At 70.9% G+C, this 24,834-nt stretch carries 24 protein-coding genes; 18 read left to right on the forward strand and 6 right to left on the reverse strand.

Features of this window, described 5'->3' with window-relative positions:
* Positions 1-2: 2 nt before the first annotated feature.
* Complete coding sequence (gene phnF / locus ACX938_RS14135) at positions 3-740, reverse strand: phosphonate metabolism transcriptional regulator PhnF (RefSeq protein ID WP_459431534.1); 738 nt, start codon at positions 738-740, stop codon at positions 3-5.
* 82 nt (positions 741-822) lie between these two features.
* On the opposite strand from phnF, the gene phnG reads away from it, so the two are divergent.
* Genes phnG through ACX938_RS14150 form a run of 3 tightly spaced genes read left to right on the forward strand, consistent with a single transcriptional unit; the run spans position 823 to position 2,944 of the window.
* Entirely contained in the window at positions 823-1,278 is a 456-nt protein-coding gene (gene phnG / locus ACX938_RS14140) for a phosphonate C-P lyase system protein PhnG (protein WP_459431535.1), read from the forward strand.
* Positions 1,278-1,841: a phosphonate C-P lyase system protein PhnH gene (gene phnH / locus ACX938_RS14145; RefSeq protein WP_459431536.1), complete on the forward strand. Its 564-nt coding sequence runs from the start codon at positions 1,278-1,280 to the stop codon at positions 1,839-1,841. Before phnG ends, phnH begins: the two co-directional genes overlap by 1 nt.
* Positions 1,841-2,944: a carbon-phosphorus lyase complex subunit gene (locus ACX938_RS14150; protein ID WP_459431537.1), complete on the forward strand. Its 1,104-nt coding sequence runs from the start codon at positions 1,841-1,843 to the stop codon at positions 2,942-2,944. Before phnH ends, ACX938_RS14150 begins: the two co-directional genes overlap by 1 nt.
* Here the strand turns inward: ACX938_RS14150 and ACX938_RS14155 are convergent.
* Positions 2,941-3,111 carry a hypothetical protein gene (locus ACX938_RS14155; protein ID WP_459431538.1) on the reverse strand — a complete coding sequence of 57 codons (171 nt, stop codon included), beginning with the start codon at positions 3,109-3,111 and terminating at the stop codon, positions 2,941-2,943. The genes ACX938_RS14150 and ACX938_RS14155 overlap by 4 nt on opposite strands.
* A gap of 113 nt (positions 3,112-3,224) precedes the next feature.
* Between ACX938_RS14155 and ACX938_RS14160 the strand changes: the two genes are divergently transcribed.
* The 7 genes from ACX938_RS14160 (at position 3,225) to ACX938_RS14190 (ending at position 9,139) form a co-directional block, all read left to right on the forward strand.
* Entirely contained in the window at positions 3,225-4,082 is an 858-nt protein-coding gene (locus ACX938_RS14160) for an alpha-D-ribose 1-methylphosphonate 5-phosphate C-P-lyase PhnJ (protein WP_459431539.1), read from the forward strand.
* On the forward strand, positions 4,079-4,903 hold the full coding sequence (phnK, locus tag ACX938_RS14165; protein WP_459431540.1) for a phosphonate C-P lyase system protein PhnK: 825 nt from the start codon (positions 4,079-4,081) through the stop codon (positions 4,901-4,903). The genes ACX938_RS14160 and phnK overlap by 4 nt, the downstream gene beginning before the upstream one ends.
* Before the next feature lie 19 nt (positions 4,904-4,922).
* On the forward strand, positions 4,923-5,606 hold the full coding sequence (gene phnL / locus ACX938_RS14170; RefSeq protein WP_459431541.1) for a phosphonate C-P lyase system protein PhnL: 684 nt from the start codon (positions 4,923-4,925) through the stop codon (positions 5,604-5,606).
* 8 nt (positions 5,607-5,614) lie between these two features.
* Entirely contained in the window at positions 5,615-6,247 is a 633-nt protein-coding gene (gene phnN, locus ACX938_RS14175; RefSeq protein ID WP_459431542.1) for a phosphonate metabolism protein/1,5-bisphosphokinase (PRPP-forming) PhnN, read from the forward strand.
* Positions 6,248-6,341: 94 nt separating this feature from the next.
* Positions 6,342-7,529, forward strand: a complete 1,188-nt coding sequence (locus tag ACX938_RS14180; protein WP_459431543.1) for an alpha-D-ribose 1-methylphosphonate 5-triphosphate diphosphatase — start codon at positions 6,342-6,344, stop codon at positions 7,527-7,529.
* A gap of 199 nt (positions 7,530-7,728) precedes the next feature.
* Positions 7,729-8,061, forward strand: coding sequence for an ArsR/SmtB family transcription factor (locus ACX938_RS14185; protein WP_459431544.1), 333 nt, complete (start codon positions 7,729-7,731; stop codon positions 8,059-8,061).
* A 28-nt stretch (positions 8,062-8,089) separates the two neighbouring features.
* Positions 8,090-9,139, forward strand: a complete 1,050-nt coding sequence (locus tag ACX938_RS14190; RefSeq protein WP_459431545.1) for a permease — start codon at positions 8,090-8,092, stop codon at positions 9,137-9,139.
* 212 nt (positions 9,140-9,351) lie between these two features.
* Here ACX938_RS14190 and ACX938_RS14195 read toward each other — a convergent pair whose 3' ends face one another.
* The 3 genes from ACX938_RS14195 to ACX938_RS14205 all read right to left on the reverse strand — a co-directional run bounded on the left by ACX938_RS14195 (position 9,352) and on the right by ACX938_RS14205 (position 12,939).
* Entirely contained in the window at positions 9,352-10,641 is a 1,290-nt protein-coding gene (locus ACX938_RS14195) for an O-antigen ligase domain-containing protein (RefSeq protein ID WP_459431585.1), read from the reverse strand.
* A 98-nt stretch (positions 10,642-10,739) separates the two neighbouring features.
* Entirely contained in the window at positions 10,740-12,203 is a 1,464-nt protein-coding gene (locus ACX938_RS14200) for a GumC domain-containing protein (RefSeq protein ID WP_459431546.1), read from the reverse strand.
* 118 nt (positions 12,204-12,321) lie between these two features.
* Entirely contained in the window at positions 12,322-12,939 is a 618-nt protein-coding gene (locus ACX938_RS14205) for a response regulator (RefSeq protein ID WP_232754663.1), read from the reverse strand.
* Between the two features lie 342 nt (positions 12,940-13,281).
* Between ACX938_RS14205 and ACX938_RS14210 the strand changes: the two genes are divergently transcribed.
* The 4 genes from ACX938_RS14210 (at position 13,282) to ACX938_RS14225 (ending at position 19,093) form a co-directional block, all read left to right on the forward strand.
* The gene (locus ACX938_RS14210) at positions 13,282-14,577 is read left to right on the forward strand and encodes a WecB/TagA/CpsF family glycosyltransferase (RefSeq protein WP_459431547.1); all 1,296 of its coding nucleotides are present in this window, start codon (positions 13,282-13,284) and stop codon (positions 14,575-14,577) included.
* 112 nt (positions 14,578-14,689) lie between these two features.
* Entirely contained in the window at positions 14,690-15,574 is an 885-nt protein-coding gene (locus tag ACX938_RS14215) for a UTP--glucose-1-phosphate uridylyltransferase (protein WP_459431548.1), read from the forward strand.
* A 184-nt stretch (positions 15,575-15,758) separates the two neighbouring features.
* A complete protein-coding gene (locus ACX938_RS14220; RefSeq protein ID WP_459431549.1) occupies positions 15,759-16,193 on the forward strand; it encodes a putative pterin-binding protein in 435 nt (144 codons plus the stop codon).
* 41 nt (positions 16,194-16,234) lie between these two features.
* Complete coding sequence (locus ACX938_RS14225) at positions 16,235-19,093, forward strand: hybrid sensor histidine kinase/response regulator (RefSeq protein WP_459431550.1); 2,859 nt, start codon at positions 16,235-16,237, stop codon at positions 19,091-19,093.
* Positions 19,094-19,152: 59 nt separating this feature from the next.
* Here the strand turns inward: ACX938_RS14225 and ACX938_RS14230 are convergent, their stop codons facing one another.
* Positions 19,153-20,379 carry a polysaccharide biosynthesis/export family protein gene (locus ACX938_RS14230; protein ID WP_459431551.1) on the reverse strand — a complete coding sequence of 409 codons (1,227 nt, stop codon included), beginning with the start codon at positions 20,377-20,379 and terminating at the stop codon, positions 19,153-19,155.
* Between the two features lie 202 nt (positions 20,380-20,581).
* Here ACX938_RS14230 and ACX938_RS14235 point away from each other — a divergent pair, with 202 nt between their 5' ends.
* From ACX938_RS14235 to ACX938_RS14250, 4 genes are all read left to right on the forward strand, one after another.
* Entirely contained in the window at positions 20,582-21,817 is a 1,236-nt protein-coding gene (locus tag ACX938_RS14235) for an oligosaccharide flippase family protein (protein ID WP_459431552.1), read from the forward strand.
* A gap of 3 nt (positions 21,818-21,820) precedes the next feature.
* The gene (locus ACX938_RS14240; protein ID WP_459431553.1) at positions 21,821-22,744 is read left to right on the forward strand and encodes a glycosyltransferase family 2 protein; all 924 of its coding nucleotides are present in this window, start codon (positions 21,821-21,823) and stop codon (positions 22,742-22,744) included.
* Between the two features lie 12 nt (positions 22,745-22,756).
* Positions 22,757-23,746, forward strand: coding sequence for a glycosyltransferase family 2 protein (locus tag ACX938_RS14245; protein WP_459431554.1), 990 nt, complete (start codon positions 22,757-22,759; stop codon positions 23,744-23,746).
* Positions 23,747-23,807: 61 nt separating this feature from the next.
* Positions 23,808-24,809 (forward strand): glycosyltransferase family 4 protein, encoded by a 1,002-nt coding sequence (locus ACX938_RS14250; RefSeq protein WP_459431555.1) that lies wholly within the window; start codon positions 23,808-23,810, stop codon positions 24,807-24,809.
* Positions 24,810-24,834 lie beyond the last annotated feature (25 nt).

The raw sequence follows: 24,834 nt of genomic DNA on the forward strand, positions 1-24,834 counted from the left end.
CCTCAGCCTTCGGGGCCGAGCGTCAGCGTCACCCTATCGCCCGCGAAGAAGGTCCGGCCGAACTCCACCGGCACGCCCTCGGGGTCGATGTTCACGCCCGTGGAACGAAGCAGCGGCGCGCCCTCAGGCAGTTGCAGGTGCAGCGCCTGGGTCGCATCGGCCAGGACCGCCGTCAGCCGGGTGCTGGCGCGGGTGAAATCCGCCACGCCCGCGCGGCGCAGCGCCGGGGAGACGCCGGGCTCCTCGGCCAGCGCCTCGGCGAGGCCGGGCAGCCGCGCGGCGGGAAAGAGGCTCTCGAAGACCGCGATGGGCTGGCCGTCGGAAAGCGACAGCCCGTGGTAGGCCACCACCGCATCCCCCGGCGCGAGGTCGAGCGCCCGGGCCTCGCCCTCGGTCGCCGCGCGGGTCTCGATCTGCAAGGGGCGCTTCTCGGGCTGCCGCCCCGCCGCCAAGAGGTTCTCGCGGAAGCGCACCCGCCGCCCGATCGGGTAATCGGTGGGCCGCGCTGCAACGAAGGCGCCCGCGCCGCGGCGGCTGCGCACCAGCCCCTCCTCGGTCAGCGCCGCCAGCGCGTGGCGCACCGTGTGACGGTTCACCCCGAAGCGCTCCGACAGCGCCGCCTCGGTCGGCAGCTTGTCCCCCGGCGCGTAGCGCCCGTCCGAGATGTCCGAGCGCAGCGCCGTGGCGATGGCCTGCCAAAGCGGCGTCCGACCGCCGGATCCTGTCTTCGCGTCACGCAAGTTTCACAAAACTCCTCTGGCCTCGCAGGGGGCAATCTGCGATGATTTGTATAGTTGTCTAGTATAACGCGGATTTGTCGAGATGGAAGAGCCAAACGCAGAAACCGCCGCCCGGAAGGCCCGGATGGGCCGCCTGGCCAAGGCGCCCGAGGGCCGCGTGGCGGCGCTGCTCGATGCCTGCCTGGACCGCCCCGGCTTCGACTGGCTGCGCGCCCCCGAGATCGGCAGCGTCATGGTGCGCGGCCGCGCCGGCGGCACCGGCCAGCCCTTCAACCTGGGCGAGGTCACGGTGACCCGCTGCGCGCTGCGGCTGGCCTCGGGCGAGGTCGGCCACGCCTACCTCAAGGGCCGCCGCAAGGCCGATGCCGAGGCCGCCGCGCTCGTCGACGCGCTGATGCAGACGGAGGCGTCGGCGCGCCTGCAAAGCGGCGTGCTGGAAGTGCTCGAGGACGAGGCCCGCACCGCCCGCGCCAGCCGCGCCGCCCGCGCCACGACCACCAAGGTCGATTTCTTCACCATGGTCCGGGGAGAGGATTGATGCAGGCCCACACCCTTGAAGGCGGTTTCGCCGCCCCGCCGCGCGAGGCCGCGCAAGCCTTCCGCAGCCTGATGGAGGCCATGGCCCGCCCCGGCACGATCCACACGCTCGCGGGCGCATCCCCGCCGGAGCCGCTGTCGCCCGCCGCGGGCGCAGTGCTGCTGACGCTGGTCGACGGCACGACGCCGGTGCACCTGGCGGGTGCCGCCGATTGCGCCGAGGTGCGCCAGTGGCTGGCCTTCCACACCGGCGCCCCCGTGGTCGCCCCCGCCGAGGCCGCCTTTGCGCTCGGCACCTGGGAGGCGCTGGCGCCGCTCGACCGCTTCGCGCTGGGCACGCCGGAATACCCCGACCGCTCGGCCACGCTGATCGTCGAGCTGCCGCATCTCGCCGCCGAGGGCGCGGTGCTCTCGGGCCCCGGCATCGAGACCACCGCCGCGCTGTCGCTGCCCGAGACCCGGGCCTTTGCCGAGAACCGCCGGCACTACCCGCTCGGGCGGGATTTCCTCTTCACCTGCGGGGCGCGGCTCGCCGCCCTGCCCCGCTCCACGGAGGTGCGCTGATGTATGTCGCCGTCAAAGGAGGCGAACGGGCGATCGACAACGCCCACGACTGGCTCGCCGAAGAGCGCAGGGGCGATCCCTCCGTCGCCGAGCTATCGGTCGCGCAGATCCGCGAGCAGCTGGCGCTGGCGGTGAACCGGGTCATGGCCGAGGGCTCCTTGCAGGACGCCGACCTGGCCGCGCTGGCGATCAAACAGGCGCGCGGCGACCTGATCGAGGCGATCTTCCTGATCCGCGCCTATCGCACCACCCTGCCGCGCTTCGGCGCGACGGAGGCCGTCGACACCGGGGCCATGGCCTGCGACCGGCGCATCTCGGCCACCTTCAAGGATCTGCCCGGCGGGCAGGTGCTCGGGCCGACCTTCGACTACACCCACCGGCTGATCGACTTCGCGCTGGCCGCCGAGGGCACCCCGCCCGACCAGCCCGGCCCCGAGGCGCCCGAGGGCGCCGAGCAGCCGATGCCGCGCGTCATGGAGTTCCTCAACCGCGAAGGGCTGATCGAGACGCCCGAGCCCGGCGAGGAGACCCCGCGCGACGTCACCCGCGAGCCGCTGGAAATGCCCGCCGACCGGGCCCTGCGCCTGCAGGTCCTGAGCCGCGCCGACGAGGGGTTCCTCCTCAGCCTCGCCTATTCGACCCAGCGCGGCTACGCCCGCAACCACCCCTTCGTGGGCGAGCTCAGGATCGGCACGGTGCCTCTCGAGATGGAGGTGCCCGAGCTGGGCTTCTCGGTCGAGATCGGCGAGATCGCCCTGACCGAATGCGAGACGGTCAACCAATTCACCGGCTCGAAATCCGAGCCCCCGCAGTTCACCCGCGGCTACGGGCTGGTCTTCGGCCAGAGCGAGCGCAAGGCCATCTCCATGGCGCTGGTCGACCGGGCGCTGCGCTGGGAGGAACTGGGCGAGGACGACCAGGGCGCCCCCGCCCAGGACACCGAATTCGTGCTGTATCACGCCGACAACATCCAGGCGACGGGCTTTCTCGAGCACATCAAGCTGCCGCATTACGTCGACTTCCAGTCCGAGCTGGAACTCGTGCGGAAGCTGCGCCGCGAAAGCGCCACCCGCCCGGCGCGGGAGGCGGAAGAATGTGCCTAGTCCCGGTCGTCCCAGTCGTCATCCCCGAGGGTCTCGTCCTCGGGTTTGCCGGTCGGAAACTCCAGAACCGTGTTCAATCTGCTGTTTTCGTAGAACACACCAAGACACAACCGGCCGACCAGAAACGCCGCGAAACCCAGCAAGACCAAGATGAGGGTCCAGTCCATGAATGCTCCATCGTTCAATGCGGACACCAGCTAGGACGCATTTGTGGCGATTGCATGGCGGCGCGGGAAATCGCGTCTAACACGAAAGTCTTCCTGCCGCGAAAGGTCCAGTCATGACCCAGGACGCCTATAATTTCGCCTATCTCGACGAAGAGACCAAGCGCATGGTGCGCCGCGCCATCCTCAAGGCGCTTGCAGTGCCGGGCTACCAGGTGCCCTTCGCCAGCCGCGAGATGCCCATGCCCTACGGCTGGGGCACCGGCGGGGTGCAGGTCTCGGCGGCGGTGATGACGCCGGAGGACCGCTTCAAGGTCATCGACCAGGGCGCCGACGACACCACCAACGCGGTCTCGATCCGCAAGTTCTTCGAACGCACCGCGGGCGTGGCGACCACCACGCGCACCGAGGAGGCCAGCGTCATCCAGACCCGTCACCGGATCCCCGAGACGCCGCTGCGCGCAGGCCAGATCCTGGTCTACCAGGTGCCGATCCCCGAGCCGCTGCGCTTTCTCGAACCGCGCGAGAGCGAAACCCGCAAGATGCATGCCCTGCAGGAATACGGGCTCATGCACGTCAAGCTCTACGAGGACATCTCGCGGCACGGCCATATCGCCACCGCCTATGCCTACCCGGTCAAGGTCGAGGGGCGCTACGTCATGGACCCCTCGCCGATCCCGAAGTTCGACAACCCCAAGCTCGGGCGCTCGGCGGCGATCCAGCTCTTCGGCGCGGGGCGCGAACAGCGGATCTACGCGCTGCCGCCCTTCAGCGCCGCCGAGAGCCTCGATTTCGAGGATCATCCCTTCGATCCCTCCAAGGCCGACCACCCCTGCGCGCTTTGCGGGGCCGAGGACAGCTACCTCGACGAGGTGATCACCGACGACGCGGGCGGGCGGATCTTCGTCTGCTCGGACACCGATTATTGCGAGACCCGCCAGGCGCGCGGCTATCGCGGAAAGGACGCCGCATGACCGAGACCCTGACCCAATCGGCCCCGGCTCGGGCAACGCCCCCCTCGCCCGCCGCGCCGCTCCTGTCGGTGCGCGACCTCGGCAAGAGCTACGGCGCCCATATCGGCTGCGCGGGCGTGGGCTTCGACCTCTACCCCGGCGAGGTCATGGGCATCGTCGGCGAAAGCGGCTCGGGCAAGTCGACGCTGCTCTCCTGCCTGGCGGGCCAGCTTGTCCCCGACCGCGGCGAGGTCATCTTCGACACCCGCGAGGATGGCCCGCGCGACATCCTCACCATGTCCGAGCCCGAGCGGCGGATGCTCTCGCGCACCGACTGGGCCTTCGTGCACCAGCACGCCCGCGACGGGCTGCGCATGGGCGTCTCGGCGGGCGGCAACGTGGGCGAGCGGCTCATGGCCGTGGGCGCCCGGCACTACGGCGAGATCCGCGCGACCGCCGCCGACTGGCTCGGTCGGGTCGAGATCGACACGACGCGGATCGACGACCGCCCCGGCACCTTCTCGGGCGGGATGCAGCAGCGGTTGCAGATCGCCCGCAACCTGGTGACCGGGCCGCGGCTCGTCTTCATGGACGAGCCGACCGGCGGGCTCGACGTCTCGGTGCAGGCGCGGCTCCTGGATCTGTTGCGCGGGCTGGTGCGCGACCTCGGGCTTTCGGTGGTGATCGTGACCCACGACCTCGCCGTCGTGCGGCTCCTGGCCGACCGGCTGATGGTGATGAAATCCGGCCATGTGGTCGAACAGGGGCTGACCGACCAGGTGCTCGACGATCCCCAGCACGCCTATACCCAGCTGCTCGTCTCGAGCGTGCTGCAGGTCTGAGCCGACAAGGAGAGACAAGATGATCGAGATTTCTGGACTGTCGAAGACCTTCACCCTGCACAACCAGGGCGGCGCGGCGATCCGGGTGATGCAGGGGGCCGAGCTGTCAGTCGCCCCGGGCGAATGCGTGGCGCTGACCGGCGCCTCGGGTTCGGGGAAATCCACGCTGATGCGGATGATCTACGGCAACTACCTGGCCGAGGCCGGGCGCATCCAAGTCGGTCACACCGATGTCGCGCGCGCCGCCCCGCGCGAGATCATCGCGCTTCGCCGCGAGACGCTGGGCTATGTCAGCCAGTTCCTGCGGGTGGTGCCGCGTGTACCGACGCTGGAAGTGGTGGCCGAACCGCTGCGCGCCACCGGCGTCTCCGCCGAGGCGGCGCGTGAAAAGGCGGCCGCACTTCTGGAGATGCTGAACATCCCAGAGACGCTCTGGCAGCTCTCGCCGACCACCTTCTCGGGCGGCGAGCAGCAGCGGGTGAACATCGCGCGCGGCTTTGCCTTCGCCTATCCCGCGCTGCTGCTGGACGAGCCGACGGCGAGCCTCGATGCCACCAACCGCGCGGTGGTGCTGGAGCTGATCGAGGCCGCCAAGGCGCGCGGCGCGGCCATCGTGGGCATCTTCCACGACGCCGAGGCCCGCGCCCGGGTCGCCGACCGCGAGGTCGATGTGACCGGCTTCACCCCGGGCTGCGCGGCATGAGCGGGGTGGTGACAGCGGGCGCCGGCTCGTCGCGCGCGGGCCGAGGGGACGCGCCCGAGGCGTCGCGGGGCACCGGCGGCACCAACGCCCCCGCGCCGGGCCGGCTAATCGCCGTGGTCGGCCCTTCGGGCGTCGGCAAGGACAGCGTCATGGCGGGGCTCGCCGCGGCCGAGCCGCGCTTCCGCCTGGTGCGCCGGGTCATCACCCGCGAGGCGGGCCTCGGCGGCGAGGATTTCGAGCCGGTCTCGGAAGAGACCTTCACCGACCGGCAGGCCGCCGGGGCCTTCTGCCTGAGCTGGCGCGCGCATGGGCTGGCCTATGGCATCCCCGCGGCCACCCGCGCCGAGGTCGCCTCCGGGGAGATCCGGCTCGCCAACCTCTCGCGGCGCGTCCTGCCCGAGGCCGCCACCTGTTTCCCGGGCCTCGAGGTGCTGCATATCACCGCGCGCCCCGAGACCCTGGCCCGCCGCCTTGCCGGGCGCGGGCGCGAAAGCCTCGAAGAGATCGCCGCGCGGCAGGCCCGCGCCGCCCTGCCCCTGCCCGAAGGGCTGCCCGTCACCGAGATCGCCAATGACGGCCCGCCGACCGAGACCGTCGCCCGCGCGCTGTCCGCGCTCAGCCGGGCGCGGATGACCCCATGACCCGCCGTCCGCCCATGCCCCGCTTCGCAGGCCGCTCCAAAGCTGTCATGACTGTCAGCCAGAGCGGCCCGTGCCCCAACCGGAAGGGAGAGCCATGAACTCGCCGATCCATCCCGCCCCCCGCGCCGCCGATCCCGCGCTGGCCGGACCCCTCTGCCTTGCCAATGCCCGGCTGGTCCTGCGCGACCGGGTGATCCCCGGCGCGCTGCATCTCGAAGGCGGAGAGATCGCCGCGATCACCGAGGGCACCACCCTGCCGCGCGGCGCGGTGGACTGCGGCGGCGACCTGCTGATCCCGGGGCTGGTGGAGCTGCACACCGACAACCTCGAGCGGCACATCGAGCCGCGCCCCTCGGTCGACTGGCCGCATCTGGCCGCGCTGCTCGCGCATGACGCGGAGCTGGCCTCGACCGGGATCACCACGGTCTTCGACGCGCTGCGCGTGGGCTCGATCCACGGCGGCAAGGCGCGTTACCACGAATATGCCCGCCAGCTTGCCGACGAGCTGCTGGCGCTGCGCGCCAAGGGTGTCTTGAAGATCAGCCACTTCCTGCACCTGCGGGCCGAGATCTGCTCCGAGACGCTGCTCGAGGAGCTGGCGGGCTTCGGCCCAGAGGACCGGGTCGGCATCCTGAGCCTGATGGACCACACCCCCGGCCAGCGGCAGTTCCGCGACCTCGGCCAGCTGCGCACCTATGTCGCCAAGAAACGCGGAATGACCGAAGAGGATTTCGTCGCCCATGTCGCGCATCTGAAGGAGCTGCAGGCCCAGAACGGCGCGGCGCATGAGGCCGGCGCCGTGGCCGAGGCGCGCCGCATCGGCGCGGTGCTGGCGAGCCATGACGACACCAGCGCCGACCATGTCCGCACCTCGCGCCGCCATGGTGTGCGCTTCGCCGAGTTTCCGACCACCGTGGAGGCCGCCGAGGCCTGCCGCGCGGAAGGCATCGCCATCATGATGGGCGCGCCGAACATCATCCGGGGCGGCTCGCATTCGGGCAATGTCTCGGCGCTGGACCTCGCCGAGCGCGGGCTGCTCGACATCCTGTCCTCGGACTACGTGCCCTCGGCGCTCCTGTTCGCGGCGCTGCGGCTGGCGAAGGTCTGGGACGACCTGCCCCGCGCGGTGGCGACGGTGACCGCAGCGCCCGCCGAGGCGGCGGGGCTCTCCGATCGGGGGGAGCTTGCCGAGGGCCGGCTGGCGGATGTGGTCCGGGTCAGCCAGGTCGAGGACCTGCCCGTGGTGCGCGGCGTCTGGAGCCGGGGCCGGCAGGTGGCCTGAGCGGGGCCAACTGCCCGGAGAGAGACGGAAGCCCGCCGCAGCAGTCGCGGCGGGTTTTCTTTTGCGCGTCTGCGCCGCCCTAACCCGCGCACGCAAGGCCCAGCACCAACCCCCTGTTTTCTCAGCACTTTGCCCCCACCTCCCGCCCCGCGCCCTCAATTACCTTTACAAAACTAGTTTTGTGGTTATGAATCGCCCCATGAGCACCACGACACCTCCCGCCCGCGCGCTGGCAGCGCTGGGGCACGACGCCCGCCTCTCGATCTTCCGGCTCCTGGTGAAGGCCGGGCCCGAGGGCCTGCGCGTCGGCGAGATCGGCGCGCATCTCGGCCTGCCGGCCTCGACCCTGGCGCATCACCTCTCGACCCTGGTCGAAGCCGGGCTCGTCGCGCAGGAAAAGCGCGGCCGCGAGGTGGTGAACCGCGCCGATTATCCTGCCATGACCGGGCTCGTCGACTTCCTCACGGCGGAATGCTGTGCGGGCGTCGCCCCTGCCGATACCGACACGCCCTCGGACGCGGGCGCCGCCTAGAGGCCCCAACCCCACCCCGGAGACCCCGATGACCGATCTGCCCCTTCCCGGCCCCGCGCCCCGCCGCCTCGTGCATCACCTCTGGACCCGGCAGAGGGTCTGGCTCGCCTCGGCGGCGCTGCTCATCGCCCTCACGCTGACCGACCCCGGCCAGGCGGGCGAGAGCGCCCGCTTCGCCGCCGAGGCCTTGGCCGAGACCGCGCCTTTCCTGCTGCTCTCGGTCCTCATGGCGGCCTGGGCCAATGCCACCGGGGCCGACCACCTGATCGCCCGGGCCTTCACCGGCGCGCCGCTCCTGATGATCGGGCTCGGGGCGCTGGCGGGGGCGCTTTCGCCCTTCTGTTCCTGCGGGGTGATCCCGCTGATCGCGGCGCTCCTGGCCATGGGCGTGCCGCTTTCGGCGGTCATGGCCTTCTGGCTCTCCTCGCCGATCATGGACCCTTCGATGTTCCTGCTGACGACCGGCGTCCTGGGGCTGGACTTCGCGCTCGCCAAGACGCTGGCGGCGATCGGGCTGGGGCTCTTCGGCGGGCTCGCGGTGCATGCGCTGGCGCGCGGCGGGGCGCTCTCCGATCCGCTGCGCGCGGGCGTCGGCAACGGCGGCTGCGGCGGGGCAAAGCTGCGCGCGCCGCAGCCGGTGACCTGGCGCTTCTGGCCCGACCCCGAGCGCCGCGCCCGCTTCCTGCGGACCAGCGTCGAGACCACGCTGTTCCTGGCCAAATGGCTGCTGCTGGCCTTCCTGCTGGAAAGCCTGATGCTGGCCTATATCCCCGAGGAGACGATCACCCGCACGCTCGGCGGCGGAGGTTTCCTGCCGATCCTCGCCGCGACGCTTGTGGGCGTGCCGGCCTACCTCAACGGCTACGCGGCCCTGCCGCTGGTCGGCGGGCTGATCGACCAGGGCATGGCGCCCGGCGCGGGGATGACCTTCCTGGTCGCGGGCGGGGTGACCTCGATCCCGGCGGCCATGGCTGTCTGGGCGCTGGCGCGCTTCCGGGTCTTCGCGATCTACATCGCGCTGTCGCTCTCGGGGGCGTTCCTGACGGGGGTTCTGTTCCAGCTCTGGCTGGCGCTCTGATCCGCGCGAGCCCTTGATAAGGCTTGGAAAAATTAACGGCCCGCACCTTGCGGTGCGAGCCGGTTTCGTCGGGTCCCGGGTGCAATGGAAGCCCAACGGGAACATCCGCAGTGGTGAAAGCTCGGCGCACGAAATGCACGCATGTTTTTGAATTTGACGCGGATCAGCGTCAGCTGTGGCAGAGCTGCCACGGCTGGCACACAGGGTGCAGATCACCCCGGCTGGCCGACCATCCCGTCATCCTTCGCGCCCTGCCCCGCACGGCGCGTCGCGCCCTCTTCGGCCAGTTCGCGGGCATGAATGCCCAGCACGATCAGCCCGGGCCAGAGCATATAGGCCTCGATCTCGATGTTCTCGCCGAAGGACAGCAGCACCAGCGTCATCACGATGCCCAGGGGCAGCGCCCCGCGCGGCCCGCGCGCGGCGTCCATCAGCGCCAGAACCGTCTGCCAGACCAGCGGCACGAGCAGCGCAAAAAGCCCCACGAGCCCTTTCACGAACAACAGCCCATACCAGGTGTGATGACTGCCGATAGGCATGTATTCCACCAGATGCGGGCCGGGCTGCACGGTGCCATGGCCGAACCAGACCGCCTCTTCGCGCCAGCGCTCGCCGGCGATCCGCTGCAGCGTGGCGCGGACGCGGGTGCTGTCGGCGCGGGCGTTCTTGAAGGCATAGACCGCGCTTTGCGCGCCTTGGACCAGGGTGCCGCCGACGATGGCGAAGCCGGTGGCGCAGGCGGCCAGCAGGCTCCAGGCCCAGCCCTTGAGGATCAAGGGCATGAGGCGCGGGCCCATGGTGCAGGCCACGAGCCCCACGAGCCCCATGCGCGACTTCGAGGCCAGGATCATCAGGACGCCTGCGGCGATGCCGATGCTGCGCCAGCGGATGTTCTTTTCCTCGAGCGCGAAGAGCACCTGCACCACGCCCAGGAGCGCCGCGAAGGGCGACCAGGGGGCGTAGAACTGCCAGCGCGGCGTCCAGGAGGCCGGGTCGAAGGTGAAGAAATAGACCGAGAAATACTCCGGCCCCGGCCCGCCGACGGCCTTCAGCGGCGAGGTGAAGATGCGCTCGGGCAGGCCGATATAGGGTGCCGCAAGAAGCACCGGCGCAAGGCAGAGCGTCCAGAGCCCGATCACGCATTGCCCGCGCGCCAGCACCTCGCGGCGCATGGGCAGGACCGCGCCGGCCAAGGGGAAGAGCGCCATGAGCGCCCAGCCCTTGGCCCAGCCGATCGAGCTCTTGATGGTCTTTTTCATGCCGAGCCCCCAGTCGAGATGCCCGACCCAGAGCGCGACCAGCATGACGACCATGCCGAAGATCCAGGCCCAGACCACCGGCGGGACGGGCCCCGTGGCGCGCAGGTCGGCGCGGATCGCCGGGCCGAAGTAGAGCGACAGGAGCGCCAGCGCGCCGAGGCACCAGGCCAGGACGGGGCCGACGACATAGAGCGCGCCGAAGGCGTAGAAGGGCCAGGTCCAGATCAGCGCCTTGTAGGCCATGGCCTCGGCGGGGTTGGCGAGGGCCAGCGCGGCGGTGGGCGCGGCGGCCGTGCTCGCGGCGGGATTGGCGGGCACGGGCGCGGCCGTCGCGACGGCGCTCATGCTTGGTCCTCGGGCTGGGCGATGAGCCGTCCGATCACCGCCTGGCGGATCCAGCCGAGCGACAGGCCGATGAGCAGCATGATCATGGCCGCGACGCCCGCGGCGATGGCCAGCTTGACCCGCGGCGAGGACGGCCCTTCGGGCAGCGAGGGGTCCTCCAGCACCTGCACCAGCGGATAGGAGGCATAGATGTCGGTCTTGCTCGATTCCGCGCGGGCGATGGCGGAGGCGAAGACCGCCTCGGCGACGTCGAAGTCGCGCTGCATGTCCTCGAGCCTTGCGGCGGCAGGCGCGGCCTCGGCAAGCCAGGTCATCTCGGCGGAGAGCGCCTTGTCGCGGGCGGCGTGTTCGGCGGCGAGGCCTGCGCGCTCGGCCTCGAGGCGCACCAGCTCGGCCAGAAGATCGGCCCGCGCCCCGTCGGGCGAGAGGTCCAGCCGGTCGAGCGCGGCGGCGGCCAGCCCGGTCACCTGCCCGCCCCGCGCCAGCGCCGCGGTCCGCGCGGCCTCGGAGGCGGCGGCGGCCTGGGCGACGCTCGGATGCCGGGGACCGAAGCGCGAGCGCATGTCCGCGAGCGTCGCGCCCTGGGCCGCGGCCTCCTCCAGCATGGACATGTATTCGCGGTCCGCGAAAAGCCGCAGCGAGGCCGCCGCGAGATCCGCCGACATGCCGAGCCGCAGGACCAGCGCCTCGACCGCGCGGGATTTCTGCGCCAGCCGCGCGGCCAGGTCATCGAGCGCCCGCCGGTCGCCGTCGATCCGGGCGACATGCTGGCGGTATTGCTCGGCCGAATGCAGCCCGGTCTCGCGCTGCAGCTCGGTGATCGCGGCGCGGGTGGCGGCGACGGTCTCCTGGTAGTCGCGGATCGCGCCCAGCCCGCCGTCGGCGCGCACCCTGAGCTCGTCCTCGCGCAGGCGGTCGATCTCGGAGAAGAAGGCCGAAAGCAGCGCCTCGGCCTTGTCCTGGGCGGCCAGCGGCGTGCCGCCGGTGACCTCGAGGTGAATGAGCCCGGTCTGGTCCACCAGCGTGATCCGCGGCCGCCCGAAGTCGCGCAGCGTGCCCCCGAGCTGCGCGGCGGCGGCGGCGAGGATGCGGTCGGCGCCGATCAGGCGCTTGTAGGTCTCGGTCGGGCTGACGGAATTGTTGGCAAAGGCCGAATGCGCGTAGGACGAGGCCTGGCCGATCTCAGCGAGGTTCACCGAGGCCGAGGCCCCGGAGCCCGGCAGGATCAGCGAGGCCTGGCTCGCGTAGCTCGGCGGCGTGGTGGTCAGATAGCCGGTGATCGGCGCCCAGACGCCCGCGGCACTCAGAATGAAGACCGCCGCGTAGCGCGGCAGGCGGCCCGCGTCGCCCAGCCGCCCGCCGACCAGAAGGCGGCGGAAGGACAGGCTGCGCAGCGGCTGGCGCAGAAGCGCGATGGCAGAGGGGCGCGGACGATCGGGGGTCTCGGTCGCGAGGGTCATGGGCAAATCTCCTTTGCCCGTTCTTTACCCTTATGGCGCCCGCGCTGACCCGCACGCGGGGGCATAGGTCGGCACACCAGAGGCCAGCGCGCCTAGCCGATGGGATAGGCTTGAGGGCTCAGAAGATCTCTTCTTCCTTGGCCAGAAGCGCCGCCTGGGTGCGGTTCTTCACGTCGAGCTTCCGGAACAGCGTCTTCATGTGCAGCTTGATCGTCGGTTCGGTCAGGTCGAGGTCGCGGGCGATCTCCTTGTTGGACTTGCCCTCGAAGACGCCTTTCAGCACCTCGGTCTCGCGCTGGGTGAGCTTGTCGACGATCGGATGGCTCTCGCGCTCGGCCTCGGCGGTCATGAACTGGATCGGGGCGTATTGCTCGCCCATGGCCATGAACTTGATCGCGCTGACCAGCGACTTGGCCGCCAGCGTCTTCGGCACGAAGCCCGCCGCCCCCATGGCGAGCGCCTTCTCGGCGATCTCGCGGGAGGCCTCGCCCGAGATGATCGCGACCCGCTGGTCGCGCCCGTCGAGCGTCAGCGCCTTCTCGAGCGAATCGAGCCCGCGCATCCCCGGCATCTTGTAATCCAGGAGCACCAGGTCGTAGCGCCCGCCGGTTTCGATCTTGGCGCAGGCTTCCTCGAAGCTGGCGGCCTGTTCCACATCGATCCCGTCCTCGGCCTCGAGGTAGGCGACGATCATGTCGCGCAGCAGGTCGTGGTCGTCGGCAAAGAGTATTCGCACGTCAGCATCCGTCCCTTTGGATGATCTATTGCGTCTGAATCGCGCGCGATCAAGACACGAAATGCGCGAAAAGCTCTGCCCGGTCATCCGATCGGATAGGCGTTCTCTCCGCTCTCACCCGCAACTAGTCACATTGGTGTTTCGCCTCGCCGAAGGGCGGCCAAGGCTCTCCGCTTGCTCGTCTGGTCTGCAAACCGGTTCCGGACAAAAACACTGAAAACCAGCAAACACCGGAGCTTATGGATCATGAAACACTATTCGCCCGCGCTTTTCCAGTGTGATGCCAGTGCCGCGCTCGCGGGTGCCGCATGGCTGCCACGCGCCTCGGTGATGGATCTCCCTATGGTTGACGCGACCACCGGCGCGACGGTCGAGGCGCTGCTCGAGGGCGCGGCCCGCCGGGTCTTCTTCGTCAACGCCCATACCGCCAACCTGCGGGCCCGCATTCCGGCGCTGGCCGCCGCCTTCGCCCGGGCCGACGCGGTGCTGCCCGACGGCATCGGCGTGGAGCTCGCGGGCCGGATGACCGGCACCCGGCTGACCGAGAACCTCAACGGCACCGACTTCGTGCCCGAGCTGCTGCGCGGCGCGGCCAAGCGCGGCCTGTCGGTCTTTCTCTTCGGCGGCACGCCCGGCACCGCCGAGGCCGCGGCGGCGAAGCTCTGCACCATGATCCCCGGCCTGCGCATCGCGGGCACCCGCGACGGCTACGAGGGCGCGCAGGACGATGCCGCGGCGCTGGCTGAGATCAACGCCTCGGGCGCCGACATCCTGCTGGTCGCCATGGGCGTGCCGAAGCAGGAGATCTGGATCGACAAGCACAGCGCGGCGCTCACCCCGCGCCTGCAACTCGGCGTCGGCGCGCTTTTCGACTTCCTGGCCGGCAATGTCGCCCGCGCGCCCATGGCGCTGCGCCGCGCGCGGCTCGAATGGGTCTGGCGGCTGGCGATGGAGCCCCGCCGCATGGCCGGGCGCTACCTCCTCGGCAATGCCACCTTCCTGGCCCGCGCCGCGCGCCATGCCCTGGCCGGCGTCGACCGCGCCCAGGTCATCAAGCGCGGGCTAGACCTGGCGGTCAGCCTCTCGGCGCTGCTTCTGCTGGCGCCGCTCCTCCTGCTGGTCGCCGCGGCGATCAAGGCCGACAGCCGCGGCCCGGTCTTCTTCAAGCAGACCCGCGTCGGCAAGGACGGCGTGACCTTCGGGGTCTACAAGTTCCGCTCGATGTTCACCGACGCCGAGGCGCGCCGCGCCGCGCTTCTGGCCACATCCGACCGCGAGGGCGTCTGCTTCAAGGCCCGCCACGACCCGCGCGTGACCCGCGTCGGCCGCCTGCTGCGCCGCCTCTCGGTCGACGAGCTGCCGCAGATCCTCAACGTGCTGAAAGGCGAGATGTCGATCGTCGGTCCGCGCCCGGCGCTGCGTGAAGAAGTCGCCGCCTATCCCGCCCGCGCGCTGGGACGGCTGCGGGTGAAGCCCGGCATCACCGGCCTCTGGCAGGTCTCGGGCCGCGCCGACATCGGCTTCGACAAGATGATCGACATGGACCTGGCCTATGTCCGCGCCAAGAGCCCGCTGCTCGACCTCCTGCTCATCGCCATGACCTTCCGGGCGGTGGTCTCGGGCCGGGGCGCCTACTGAGCCCCTTCAGCCGCCATTAACCCTGCTTCCGGCCCATCCCCCCGGGCCTCAGCCTTCCTTAACCCCGATCGCCTATCCCCAACTGCAATCCCCGATCCAGAAAGGCCCCACGATGACCCATATCCGCAAAGCCGTCTTCCCCGTCGCCGGTCTTGGCACCCGCTTCCTGCCCGCCACCAAGTCGGTCCCGAAGGAGATGCTGCCCTTGGTCGACCGCCCGCTCATTCAATACGCCATCGACGAGGCGCGCGCCGCCGGGATCGAGGAGTTCATCTTCGTCAGCGCCGCCGGGAAATCCGCGCTCGAGGATTACTTCTGCACCGCCCGCGCGCTCGAGGCGCAGCTGCGCGAGGCCGGCAAGACCAAGGCGCTCGAGGCGCTGGACGCGACCCGCATGCCCGAGGGCGCGATGACCATCCTGCGGCAGGACCAGCCGCGCGGCCTCGGGCACGCGGTGCTGCTGGCCCGCCGCCTCGTCGGCGACGAGCCCTTCGCGGTGCTCCTGCCCGACGACGTGATCCGCGGCGCCACCCCGGCCCTGTCGCAGATGGTCGACGCCCATGCCCGGACCGGCGGTCACATGGTCGCCGCCATGGATGTGCCCCGCGCCGAGGTCGGCGCCTACGGCGTGCTCGACTGCGGCGAGAGCCGCGGCCGCGTCACCCGCGCCCGCTCGCTCGTGGAAAAGCCCGACCCGGCGCTCGCGCCCTCGACCCGCGCGGTGATCGGCCGCTACATCCTCGAACCTTCGATCTTCGAGGAGCTGGCGCGCCTCGGCCCCGGCTCGGGCGGGGAAATCCAGCTCACCGACGCGATCAACCGCGACCTGCCCCGCGCCGGCGTCAGCGGCTACCGCTTCGAGGGCGAGCGATTCGACTGCGGCTCGGTGCGCGGCTTCGTCGAGGCCACCCTGGCCTTCGCGCTCGACCGCAGCGACCTCGGCGAGGGGCTGGAGAGCCGGCTGGCGGCGCAACTTGGACTGCGACCGGCGGCCTGAACCGCGAAACCTATCCCAAAGGATAGGCTTCGATCCGCAAGCGCGCGTGAAATCTTCGCGTGAATCTGACAGTCCAAGGGCACCGTTTTAGGAGAGTTCCATGCGCATGAATGCACGATCCCTACCCTTGAGCCTGTGCGGCCTCGCCCTTTCGGCGTCGCTGGCCCAGGCTGAGGCGTTGCCGATGCCCGAGGGGCCCGTCGTCCTGACGATCAGCGGCGCCATCTCCGAGACCAACGTCGAGGAGACCGCACAATTCGACATCGCGATGCTGAAAGAGCTCGAAGCCCGCGATGTCGAGACCAAGACCATCTGGACCGAAGGCAGCCATGTCTTCACCGGCGTCTCGCTGAGCACCCTGCTCGAACACGTGGGCGCCGAGGAAGGCACCATCCGTGCCACCGCCATCAACGACTACACCGTCGAGATCCCCACCTCGGACGGAATCGAGGATGGCCCGATCGTGGCCTACGAGATGGACGGAAACGCCATGTCCCGGCGTGAAAAGGGCCCGTTGTGGGTTCTTTATCCCTATGATGCGAACGCTGAATACCGAACCGAGGTGATATACTCGCGCAGCATCTGGCAACTCGATAGGATGGAGATCGTCGAAGAGTGACGTCGTATTCTCGGCGCACCGCAGTCGAGAGGCGATCCATTATGGTCAAACCCGGTCAGAACCGCCAATCAGGACCCTGGCTCCTGGTGGCGATGGCCTCGTTGTGCATCCTCGTCATGGCCTTCCTCGTGCGGGAGGTCTGGCAGGACCTTCAACTGCTCAGCACGGCGGAATCGGACAACGTCCAATGGACCCTCTCGCAGGCGGAGGTCGAATACCTCGAATACAAGCGCGCGCTGGAACACGCGGAAACCGCCGAGCCCGCCGACACCGACGCCGCTCTGGCGCAGGTCCGGCTGGAGTTCGACATCTTCTACAGCCGCATCGCCACGCTGACCCGCGGCTCGATCTATTCCGACATGCAGGCCGAGCCGCGCTATGCCGCGGCGCTCGCCGCGATCCGGGTCTTCCTCGACGACACGATCCCGATGATCGACGCGCCCGACCCCGAGCTGCGCGCCGCCCTGCCCCAGATGATCGCCCGCGCCGAGGCCGAGCGCCCGGTGGTGCGGCTCATGGCCAACACCGGGCTGTTCTTCTTCGCCGAACAATCGGACGCCCGGCGCACCGCCATCGCCTCGACCTTCGTGCGGCTGGCGCTGGTGACCGTGGCGCTGGTGGTGGCGCTGGTGCTGCTTTCGACCCATGCCTATGCCGCCAACCGCCAGACCGAGCGGCGCGGCGCGGAACTGGCCTCGGCCTATGCGCGGCTCAACACCATCCTCGGCTCCTCGCTCGACGGGGTGGTGGTGACCGACCGCACGGGCCGCATCCTCGAGTTCAACGCCGCCGCCGAGACGATCTTCGGGCATAGCGCCGAAGAGGTCTACGGCCGCACCATCGGCGAGGTCATGGTCCCCGGCCACCTGCGCGAGGCCCATGACGCCGGCATGGAGCGCATGGCCGAGGGCGGCGACTACCACGTCGTCGGCCAGGGCCGCGTGCGGCTCGAGGGGATCCGCAAATCCGGCGAGGTCTTCCCCGTCGAACTGGCGCTGCAGGTCGCCGAGGACGGCGACGACCAGCTGGTGATCGGCTTTCTGCGCGACATCTCGGCCCGCGTCGCCGCCGAGCGCGAACTGGTCGAGGCCCGCGACCGGGCGCTGGCCGGCGAGCGCTCGAAATCCGACTTCCTGGCCGTCATGACCCATGAGATCCGCACGCCGCTCAACGGCATCATCGGCAACCTCGGGCTGCTGGAGGAGACCCGGCTGACCGACCAGCAGGCGCGCTACATCGGCAACATGAAGCTTTCAGGTGACCTGTTGATGCACCATGTCGACACGGTGCTCGATATCTCGCGCCACGAATCCGGCAAGACGCGCTTCGTGATGAAGCCGGTGCACCTGGGCCGCTTCCTGCAGAACGTCGTCGACGGCCAGTCGGGCAACGCCGGCAAGAACGGCAACCGGCTGGAATGGTCCTGGACCGGCCCGCGGCTCGACTGGGTGCTGCTCGACGAGATGCGGATGCAGCAGATCCTGCTGAACCTGGTCGGCAATGCCATCAAGTTCACCCACCAGGGCCGCATCGCGATCGAGGTCGAAGTGGTCGACCAGGGCCCGCCGCCGCGGGTGGAGTTCCGCGTCATCGACACCGGGCTCGGCATCTCCGAGGCGGACCTGCCGCATGTCTTCGACGATTTCCACACCGCCGATTCCTCCTTCCACCGCAAGACCGGCGGCACCGGGCTGGGCCTCGGCATCGCCAAGCGCTTCGTCGAGGGGCTGGGCGGCGAGATCGGCGTCGAAAGCACGCTGGGCGAAGGCAGCGTCTTCTGGCTGCGCCTGCCGCTCGAGCCGACCGAGGCGCCCGCCGACACCGGGCGGCCGCTTCACGAAAGCACCCCGCAGGCGCGGCTCGAGGTGCTGGTGGTCGAGGACAACGAGATCAACCGCCAGGTCGCCCGCGAGACCCTGCGCGGGCTGGGCCACAGCGTGACCGAGGCCGAGAACGGCGCCTCGGCCCTGCGCATCGCCGAGGCGCAGCGCTTCGACATCATCTTCATGGATGTCTCCATGCCGGTCATGGACGGGCTCGACGCGACCCGCCACATCCGCGCGGGCGCGGGCCTGTCGCGCGACGTGCCGATCGTGGCGCTTTCGGCCAATGTGCTGGCCGACGCGCGGCAGCGCTTTGCCGATGCGGGCATGAGCGATTTCCTCGGCAAGCCTTTCTCCAAGACCGAGCTGCGCGAGGCCATCGCGCGGAACGTCAACGGCGTGGGCGTGGGCGACACGCGGCAGGCGGTCGACGCCGCGCCTGACGGGAGTGCGGCTTTGGCCGGTGGGGCGTCCGGGCTGAACGGCAAGACGCCGCCCCATGCCGAGGGGGCCCCGGTGAACGGGGCGGGTCCGGTCGGGCTTGCGGGCGGCGCGGGTGATGTGGGCTCTGCTTCCGGCGCAGCTGCTCAGCACGCCGATGTAAGCAATTTTGCCAGCCCCGGCGCGCAGCCCTCCGATGCGGCCACATTCTCCGCCGCAAGCGCGACACCCGGAACAGACCCCGCCCCCGAACCTCTGGCCCCGCCGGTCCCGCCCGAGGGCAAGCCCGCGCCGCCGCCGCGGGCCCATCGGCCTCCGGCCCCCGAAGAGGTGCAAAGCGCCTTCGACGACGTCATGGCGCGCTACGAGACCCGCTTCCGGCAGGAGCGGCGCGAGCTTCTGCACTGGCTGAAGTCCGAACCCGAGGACAAGAAGGAGATCGCCGCCCGCTGCCACAAGATCGCCGGCAGCGCCGCGGTCTTCGGCCAGCTCGGCCTGCGCGACCGGCTCCTGGCGGTGGAACTGGCCGCCGAGAAGGACGACGCCCCGGCGCTCAGCGCCGCCATCGCCCGGGCGACAGAAGAACTGGAGGATGCCAGCGCCGAGGCCGGCCCCGAGGGCGGCGGCCCGGTCTGAGGGCTGGCGTGGCGGGTGGGAGTTCGCGCTGAACAGCAGCGCCCCGACCTCCGCCCGCCTTACCTCACCAGGATCGCCGCCGGGACCACGATGCCCAGCACCCGGCCGATCTCGGCGATATTGGTCACCGTGCTGTCGTAGCAGGCGATGGAATCGCCCGGCATCACATAGGGGTCGTAGTCGTCGCGGTCAGGCCGGCGCAGCATGTCCTCGATGTCGCGTTCGATCACCGTGGAGACGCCGCTCACCGGGTTGCGGGTGAACAGCACCGCCGAGCGGTTGGCGCTGGTCGACCGCGCGCCGCCGACGCAGTTGGTGTCGACCACCGCCTGCATGTGGCGCGTGCCATAGGGCACCTCGCGGACCTCGCGGCCAATCGCCGAAGGCGCATTGGCGGTCGCGGGCTGGGTCAGGTTCGACAGGAACAGCGTCACCCCCGGCGGGCTCACGGGGCTCGGGCGCATCAGGTCGTCCTGGAAGCAGTTGCGCGAGGGCACCACCACCTCGTCATCGGCCAGCAGCATGACGTCGCCGACGTGCCGGCCCTCGAAGACGCCGCGCATGTCGACCCGGTAGACCGAGCCGCCGCGCCGAACCTCGACCGCCGAAAGGTCGGCGTCGGGACGGATGCCGCCAGCGGCGCGGATCGCGGCCGAGAGGTTGCGCCCCTCGGTCGAGGCGCCGAGCGCCTCCTGCCGCGCCCTATCGAGGCTTTCGGCCGCCACCGCGCCGATCTCCAGCGCGCGCGGCTCGAAGACCGCGCCCGAGACGCCCACCGAGATCGAGGCGAAATCCGTCACCCGGACCGAGACCAGCGGCGCCTCGGAGTAAAGCCCCGCGCGCAGGAGCCCGGCCACCAGGTCGGTCTCGATCGCGCCGGTCGTGCGGCCCTGGGCGCGGATCGGCCCGAGGAAGGGCAGCTTCAGCGCCCCGTCGCGCGAGACCACATAGGCGCCGTTGAAGACCTCGTCCTCGCCCACGCGGATCGCCACCAGGTCGTTGCGCGACAGCCGCTCTCCGCGCAGCACCTGCGGCACGCCCGCGGCGAACTTCGCGCCGCCCTGAAGCGCCCCGCCGCGATAGGGCAGGCAATCGGCGGCGTTCATCTCCTCGGCGCGCAGGTAGAGCGGCTCGGGCGCCCGGGGCGGCGGCGTGCGATACTGTGCCTGGTAACCCTGCCCCTCGGCCACGGGCTCGAGGTTCCGCGGTGGGCTGAGCGATGAACAGGCGGCCAGCGCCAGCGCGCTGAACCCGCAAATGAGCTTCGGAAAAATCTTCGGTGCCATGCGAGCCCCGGCTGCAATTGTCCCTCGTGCAGCGGGTTCAAACGCCCGCTGCCCGCCTCTCCCGGCGCGCCGGGATGCCCCGGCTATCCCTTCGGACAGGCGCGTGTCCCTTGGCGCATCCGCCCTCCCCGTCCGGGGCCGGGACGGACCCGCGCTGGCCCGGCTAAAACAACCGTGCACCAGAACCTTAGGACCCCGCCCTATGCCCCGCAACTCGTCAATCGCAACCCTCGCAAAGAACCTCGCCGCCTATGGCGCGTCGGAGGCAGCCGCCAAGGCGTCGCGGCTCTTCGTGGTGATCGCGGTGGCCCGGGTCATGGACGTCCGCGAGGTCGGGATCGCCGCCGCCGCGCTCGCCGCCGCCGACATCCTGAAGGCGCTGACCGAGAACGGCGTGAACCAGCGCATCATCGCCGCCCGCGAGGAGAACCTCGAGGCGACCTGCGCCACCGCCCACCGGATCTTCTGGACCTGGTGCCTGGGGCTCTTCGCCGCCCAGGCCGCGGTCGCGGGGCTGCTTTACGCCGCCGGCGGCAGCGCCGCGGTGGCGCTGCTGATCCTGGTGCTGGCGGGCGAGTATCTCTTCATGCCGGCGGGCCTCGTGCAGGCGGCGCTGGCCATGCGCGAGGGCCGGATGCGCCGCACCGCGGCCATCGCCGGTGGCCAGGTGGTCATCGCCAACCTCCTCTCGGTCGCGCTGGCGCTGGTCTGGCCGGTCGCCCTGGCGCTGATCCTGCCGCGCCTGCTGACCGCGCCCTTCTGGCTCATCGCCATGCGCCGCCTGCGGCCCTGGCAGCGCAACCGCGCCGCGGGTTTCGCGCCCATCAAGCCCTTCCTGGCCTTCGGCTGGGCCGTGCTCGGGGTCGAAATCGTCAAGGCCGCACGCCTTCAGGCCGACAAGCTGATCGTCGGCGCGCTGCTCGGTGCCGAGACGCTGGGCCTCTACTTCATGGCCTTCAACGCGGGCCTGAGCCTCGCCAACTCCTTCTCGGTGGCCTTCGCGACGGTGCTCTTCCCGCATCTCTGCGCCCAGGCCGACCGCGCTGGGGCCCTGCGCGAGAGCCTGCTCCTGTCGCTCGGGCTGATCGTGCCCGCGGTGCTGGCCCAGTCGCTGCTCGCCCCCTGGTATGTTCCGCTGCTCCTCGGGCCCGACTGGGCGGAGCTGTCGCACCTGGTCTCGATCCTCTGCCTCGCGGCCATCCCGACGCTGATCTGGACCGCCGCCGCCGGCTGGCTGCGCAGCTCCAACCGCGCGGAGATCGAGTTCGGGGCCACCTTGGTGCTGACCCTCGCGGTGATCGCCAACACGCTGGTCATGGCCCCGCATGGGCTGACCGCCATCGCCCTCGGCTACCTGGGCGTGAGCACCCTGACCATGGTCGGCGCCTCGCTGCCCGCCCTCGCCTTCGCTTTCCTCTCCTCGCCGCAAAGGGCCTGAGCCATGCCGCGCATCTCCGTCATCATCCCCTGCCTGAACGCCGCCGCCACGCTGGAGGCCACGCTCGACAGCATCGCAAGCCAGAGCTTCACCGACTGGGAAGTGCTGGTCATCGACGACGGCTCGACCGACGCCACCTGCGAGATCCTGGCCCGCCGCGCCGCCGCCGACCGCCGCATCCTCTGGACCGCCAACCCCGGCCGGGGCCCGAGCGCGGCGCGCAACCACGGCGCCCTGGCGCTGGCGCGCGGCGAGATCATCGCCTTCTGCGACGCCGACGACATCTGGGCGCCGGGCAAGCTCGACGCAGTGAACCGGGCGATGAACTACCACCGCCTCGACGCGGTCTTCGGCCAGATCGCCTTCTTCCAGGCGACGCCCGAGGACGCCCGCTCGGTCTCGACCGTGCCGGCGGGCCGGGTGACCATCCCGATGCTGCTCGGCGAGAACCCGGTCGGCACCCTGTCGAACCTCTCGATCCGCCGCGCGGCCTTCGCCATGGCGGGCGGCTTCGACGCCGGCATGATCCACAACGAGGACCTGGACTTCCTGGTCCGGCTGGTCGGCGAGGGCTGCGAGCTGCGCGGTCTCGACGGGCTGCACCTCTACTACCGCGCGAGCCCCGCGGGCCTGTCCTCGGACCTGCGCCGGATGCAGGCCGCCCGCGCCCGGGTGATCGAGACCGCCCGCCGCTACGGCCACCGCCCCGACGCCTGCGCCGAGGCCATCTACCTGCGCTACCTCGCGCGCCGCGCGCTGCGCCTCGACCTGGGCGGCGCCGCCGCGCTGGGGCTGGCGCTGCAGGGGCTCGCGCGGCACCCGCGCGGGTTCCTCTCGCCGGTGCGCCGCGGGCTCGCCACGACGCTCGCCGCCGCCGCCGCCCCGTTCATGCCCCGCCGCCTTCGCCGCGCGCTCTTCACCAACTGAAGGACCAGAGCCATGCCCCGCGCTTCCATCGTCGTCCCCGCCTTCAACGCCGAGGCCACCCTGGCCGAGACCCTGGCCTCGCTGACCGCGCAGAGCTTCACCGACCTCGAGATCATCGTGGTCGACGACGGCTCCACCGATGCCACCGCCCGGATCGCCCGGGCCCATATGTCCGACGCCCGCATCCGGCTGGTCAGCCAGCCCAACCGCGGCCTCGCCGGGGCGCGCAACACCGGCATCCTCGAGGCCCGCGGCGCCTATATCGGCTTCTGCGACGCAGACGACCTCTGGCGGCCCGAGAAGCTGGCCGTGCATGTGGCGCATCTCGACGCGGCACCCGAGGTCGGGCTGAGCTTCTCGGGCTCGGTGCTGATCGACGGCGCCGGCCGGCCCACCGGCCACGCCCAGAAGCCGCGCCTGCGCCAGATCGACGCCGCGCATGTCTTCAAGCGCAACCCGATCGGCAACGGCTCGGCCGCGGTCATGCGCCGCGAGGCCGCCGAGGCGCTGGTCTACTACCCGCGCCACGCCGGCACCCGCGCTTGCGTCTTCGACGAGACCTTCCGCCAGTCCGAGGACATCGAGTGCTGGATGCGCCTCATGCTGACCACCGGCTGGAGCATCGAGGGCGTGCCGGGCCTGCTGACCGCCTACCGGGTGAACGGCGCGGGCCTCTCGGCCAACACCGAGCGCCAGCACGACGCCTGGGAGCGCATGGTCGAGAAGCTGACGCCCCTGGCACCGGAGTTCTTCGCGCGCGTCACCCCCGCCGCCCGCGCCTACCAGCTGCGCTACCTCGCCCGCCGGGCGGTCAGCGCGCTCGACGGCCCGCGTGCGGTGCAACTGGCGCTCGGCGCGCTTGCGACCTCGCGCCGGCCGCTCCTCGAGGAGCCGGTGAAGACGCTGACCACCCTGGCCGCGGCGCTGGTCCTCGGCGCTGGCGGGAGCCGCCTCTTGAAACCCGTGCTCGGCCTCTCGCGGGCCGGAACCCGCCCCGCCTGACCGAACTAGCGCAACCGACCTGCCCTCTCTCTCCGACAATCCGCCCAGAAGGACCCCCGAGATGACCCTGCCCGTGATCCTCCACCTCGTCGACGACACCCAGCCCGGCGGCGTGACCCGCCTGCTCGACCACATCCGGAGCCACCCCGAGCTGGCCCGCGAGGGGCTGCACCGCATCCGCAAGGTCAAGCGCGGCGCGCTCAGCCACGGGCGCTGCGACGCCGATGTCATCGTCTCGCATCTGACCGTGAACTGGCGCGGGCTGCCGGCACTCATGGCGCTGCGCGCCCTGCATCCCGCCACGCCCCTCGTGCATGTCGAGCACAGCTACACCGAGGGCTTCACCGCGCTGAACGTGCCGCAGAAGGGCCGCTTCCTGGCGCTCCTGCGCACCGCCTATGCGCTGTTTGATCGGGTGGTCGCGGTGAGCCACGCCCAGGCCGCCTGGATGAGCGCGCGCGAGCTGGTCGCCCCCGAAGCGCTGGTCACCATCCGCCCGACCGTGGACCTCTCCGCCTTCCGCGCCCTGCCCGCGCCGCAGCGCCGGGCCCGCGTCCTGGGCGCGCTGGGACGGCTGGCGCCGCAGAAGGGTTTCGACATCCTGATCGAGGCCTTCCGCGCCGCGCCCGAGCTGGACCTCGAACTGCGCGTCATCGGCGAGGGGCCCGAGCGCGCCCGCCTCGAGACCCTGGCGCGCGGCGATGCCCGCATCCGCTTCGTGGGCCATGCCGCCGATCCGGTCGCCGCAATGGGCGGGCTCGACGCGGTGGCCATGCCCTCGCGCTGGGAGGCCTTCGGCATCGTCGCGAGCGAGGCCCGCGCCGCCGGCCGGGCGCTGCTGGCGGCCCCGGTCGACGGGCTGCGCGACCACATCGAGGACGGCGCCACCGCGGTGCCCAACCTCTCGATCGCCGAATGGCGCGAGGCGCTGCGCGACCTCGCCACCCGTGAGATTTCCGCCCTGCCCGACTGCGCGTCGCGCCGGGTGGAAAAGGACTTCGTCGCAGGCTGGAGCCGGCTCCTCTCGGGGCTGGTGACGGACCTCGAGGCGAAGGCCGCGTAGCGAGCACCCCGCTGCGTTCCATGCC

This window comes from Roseivivax sp., from assembly GCF_054552075.1.

Bases quoted from the DNA above. Each gene is read 5' to 3' on its own strand.
- phnG (WP_459431535.1), top strand. From the start codon at position 823: ATGGAAGAGCCAAACGCAGAAACCGCCGCCCGGAAGGCCCGGATGGGC.
- phnH (WP_459431536.1), top strand. From the start codon at position 1,278: ATGCAGGCCCACACCCTTGAAGGCGGTTTCGCCGCCCCGCCGCGCGAG.
- ACX938_RS14150 (WP_459431537.1), top strand. From the start codon at position 1,841: ATGTATGTCGCCGTCAAAGGAGGCGAACGGGCGATCGACAACGCCCAC.
- ACX938_RS14155 (WP_459431538.1), bottom strand. From the start codon at position 3,111: ATGGACTGGACCCTCATCTTGGTCTTGCTGGGTTTCGCGGCGTTTCTG.
- ACX938_RS14160 (WP_459431539.1), top strand. From the start codon at position 3,225: ATGACCCAGGACGCCTATAATTTCGCCTATCTCGACGAAGAGACCAAG.
- phnK (WP_459431540.1), top strand. From the start codon at position 4,079: ATGACCGAGACCCTGACCCAATCGGCCCCGGCTCGGGCAACGCCCCCC.
- phnL (WP_459431541.1), top strand. From the start codon at position 4,923: ATGATCGAGATTTCTGGACTGTCGAAGACCTTCACCCTGCACAACCAG.
- ACX938_RS14180 (WP_459431543.1), top strand. From the start codon at position 6,342: ATGAACTCGCCGATCCATCCCGCCCCCCGCGCCGCCGATCCCGCGCTG.
- ACX938_RS14185 (WP_459431544.1), top strand. From the start codon at position 7,729: ATGAGCACCACGACACCTCCCGCCCGCGCGCTGGCAGCGCTGGGGCAC.
- ACX938_RS14190 (WP_459431545.1), top strand. From the start codon at position 8,090: ATGACCGATCTGCCCCTTCCCGGCCCCGCGCCCCGCCGCCTCGTGCAT.
- ACX938_RS14195 (WP_459431585.1), bottom strand. From the start codon at position 10,641: ATGGCCTACAAGGCGCTGATCTGGACCTGGCCCTTCTACGCCTTCGGC.
- ACX938_RS14200 (WP_459431546.1), bottom strand. From the start codon at position 12,203: ATGACCCTCGCGACCGAGACCCCCGATCGTCCGCGCCCCTCTGCCATC.
- ACX938_RS14210 (WP_459431547.1), top strand. From the start codon at position 13,282: ATGGTTGACGCGACCACCGGCGCGACGGTCGAGGCGCTGCTCGAGGGC.
- ACX938_RS14215 (WP_459431548.1), top strand. From the start codon at position 14,690: ATGACCCATATCCGCAAAGCCGTCTTCCCCGTCGCCGGTCTTGGCACC.
- ACX938_RS14220 (WP_459431549.1), top strand. From the start codon at position 15,759: ATGCCCGAGGGGCCCGTCGTCCTGACGATCAGCGGCGCCATCTCCGAG.
- ACX938_RS14225 (WP_459431550.1), top strand. From the start codon at position 16,235: ATGGTCAAACCCGGTCAGAACCGCCAATCAGGACCCTGGCTCCTGGTG.
- ACX938_RS14230 (WP_459431551.1), bottom strand. From the start codon at position 20,379: ATGGCACCGAAGATTTTTCCGAAGCTCATTTGCGGGTTCAGCGCGCTG.
- ACX938_RS14235 (WP_459431552.1), top strand. From the start codon at position 20,582: ATGCCCCGCAACTCGTCAATCGCAACCCTCGCAAAGAACCTCGCCGCC.
- ACX938_RS14240 (WP_459431553.1), top strand. From the start codon at position 21,821: ATGCCGCGCATCTCCGTCATCATCCCCTGCCTGAACGCCGCCGCCACG.
- ACX938_RS14245 (WP_459431554.1), top strand. From the start codon at position 22,757: ATGCCCCGCGCTTCCATCGTCGTCCCCGCCTTCAACGCCGAGGCCACC.
- ACX938_RS14250 (WP_459431555.1), top strand. From the start codon at position 23,808: ATGACCCTGCCCGTGATCCTCCACCTCGTCGACGACACCCAGCCCGGC.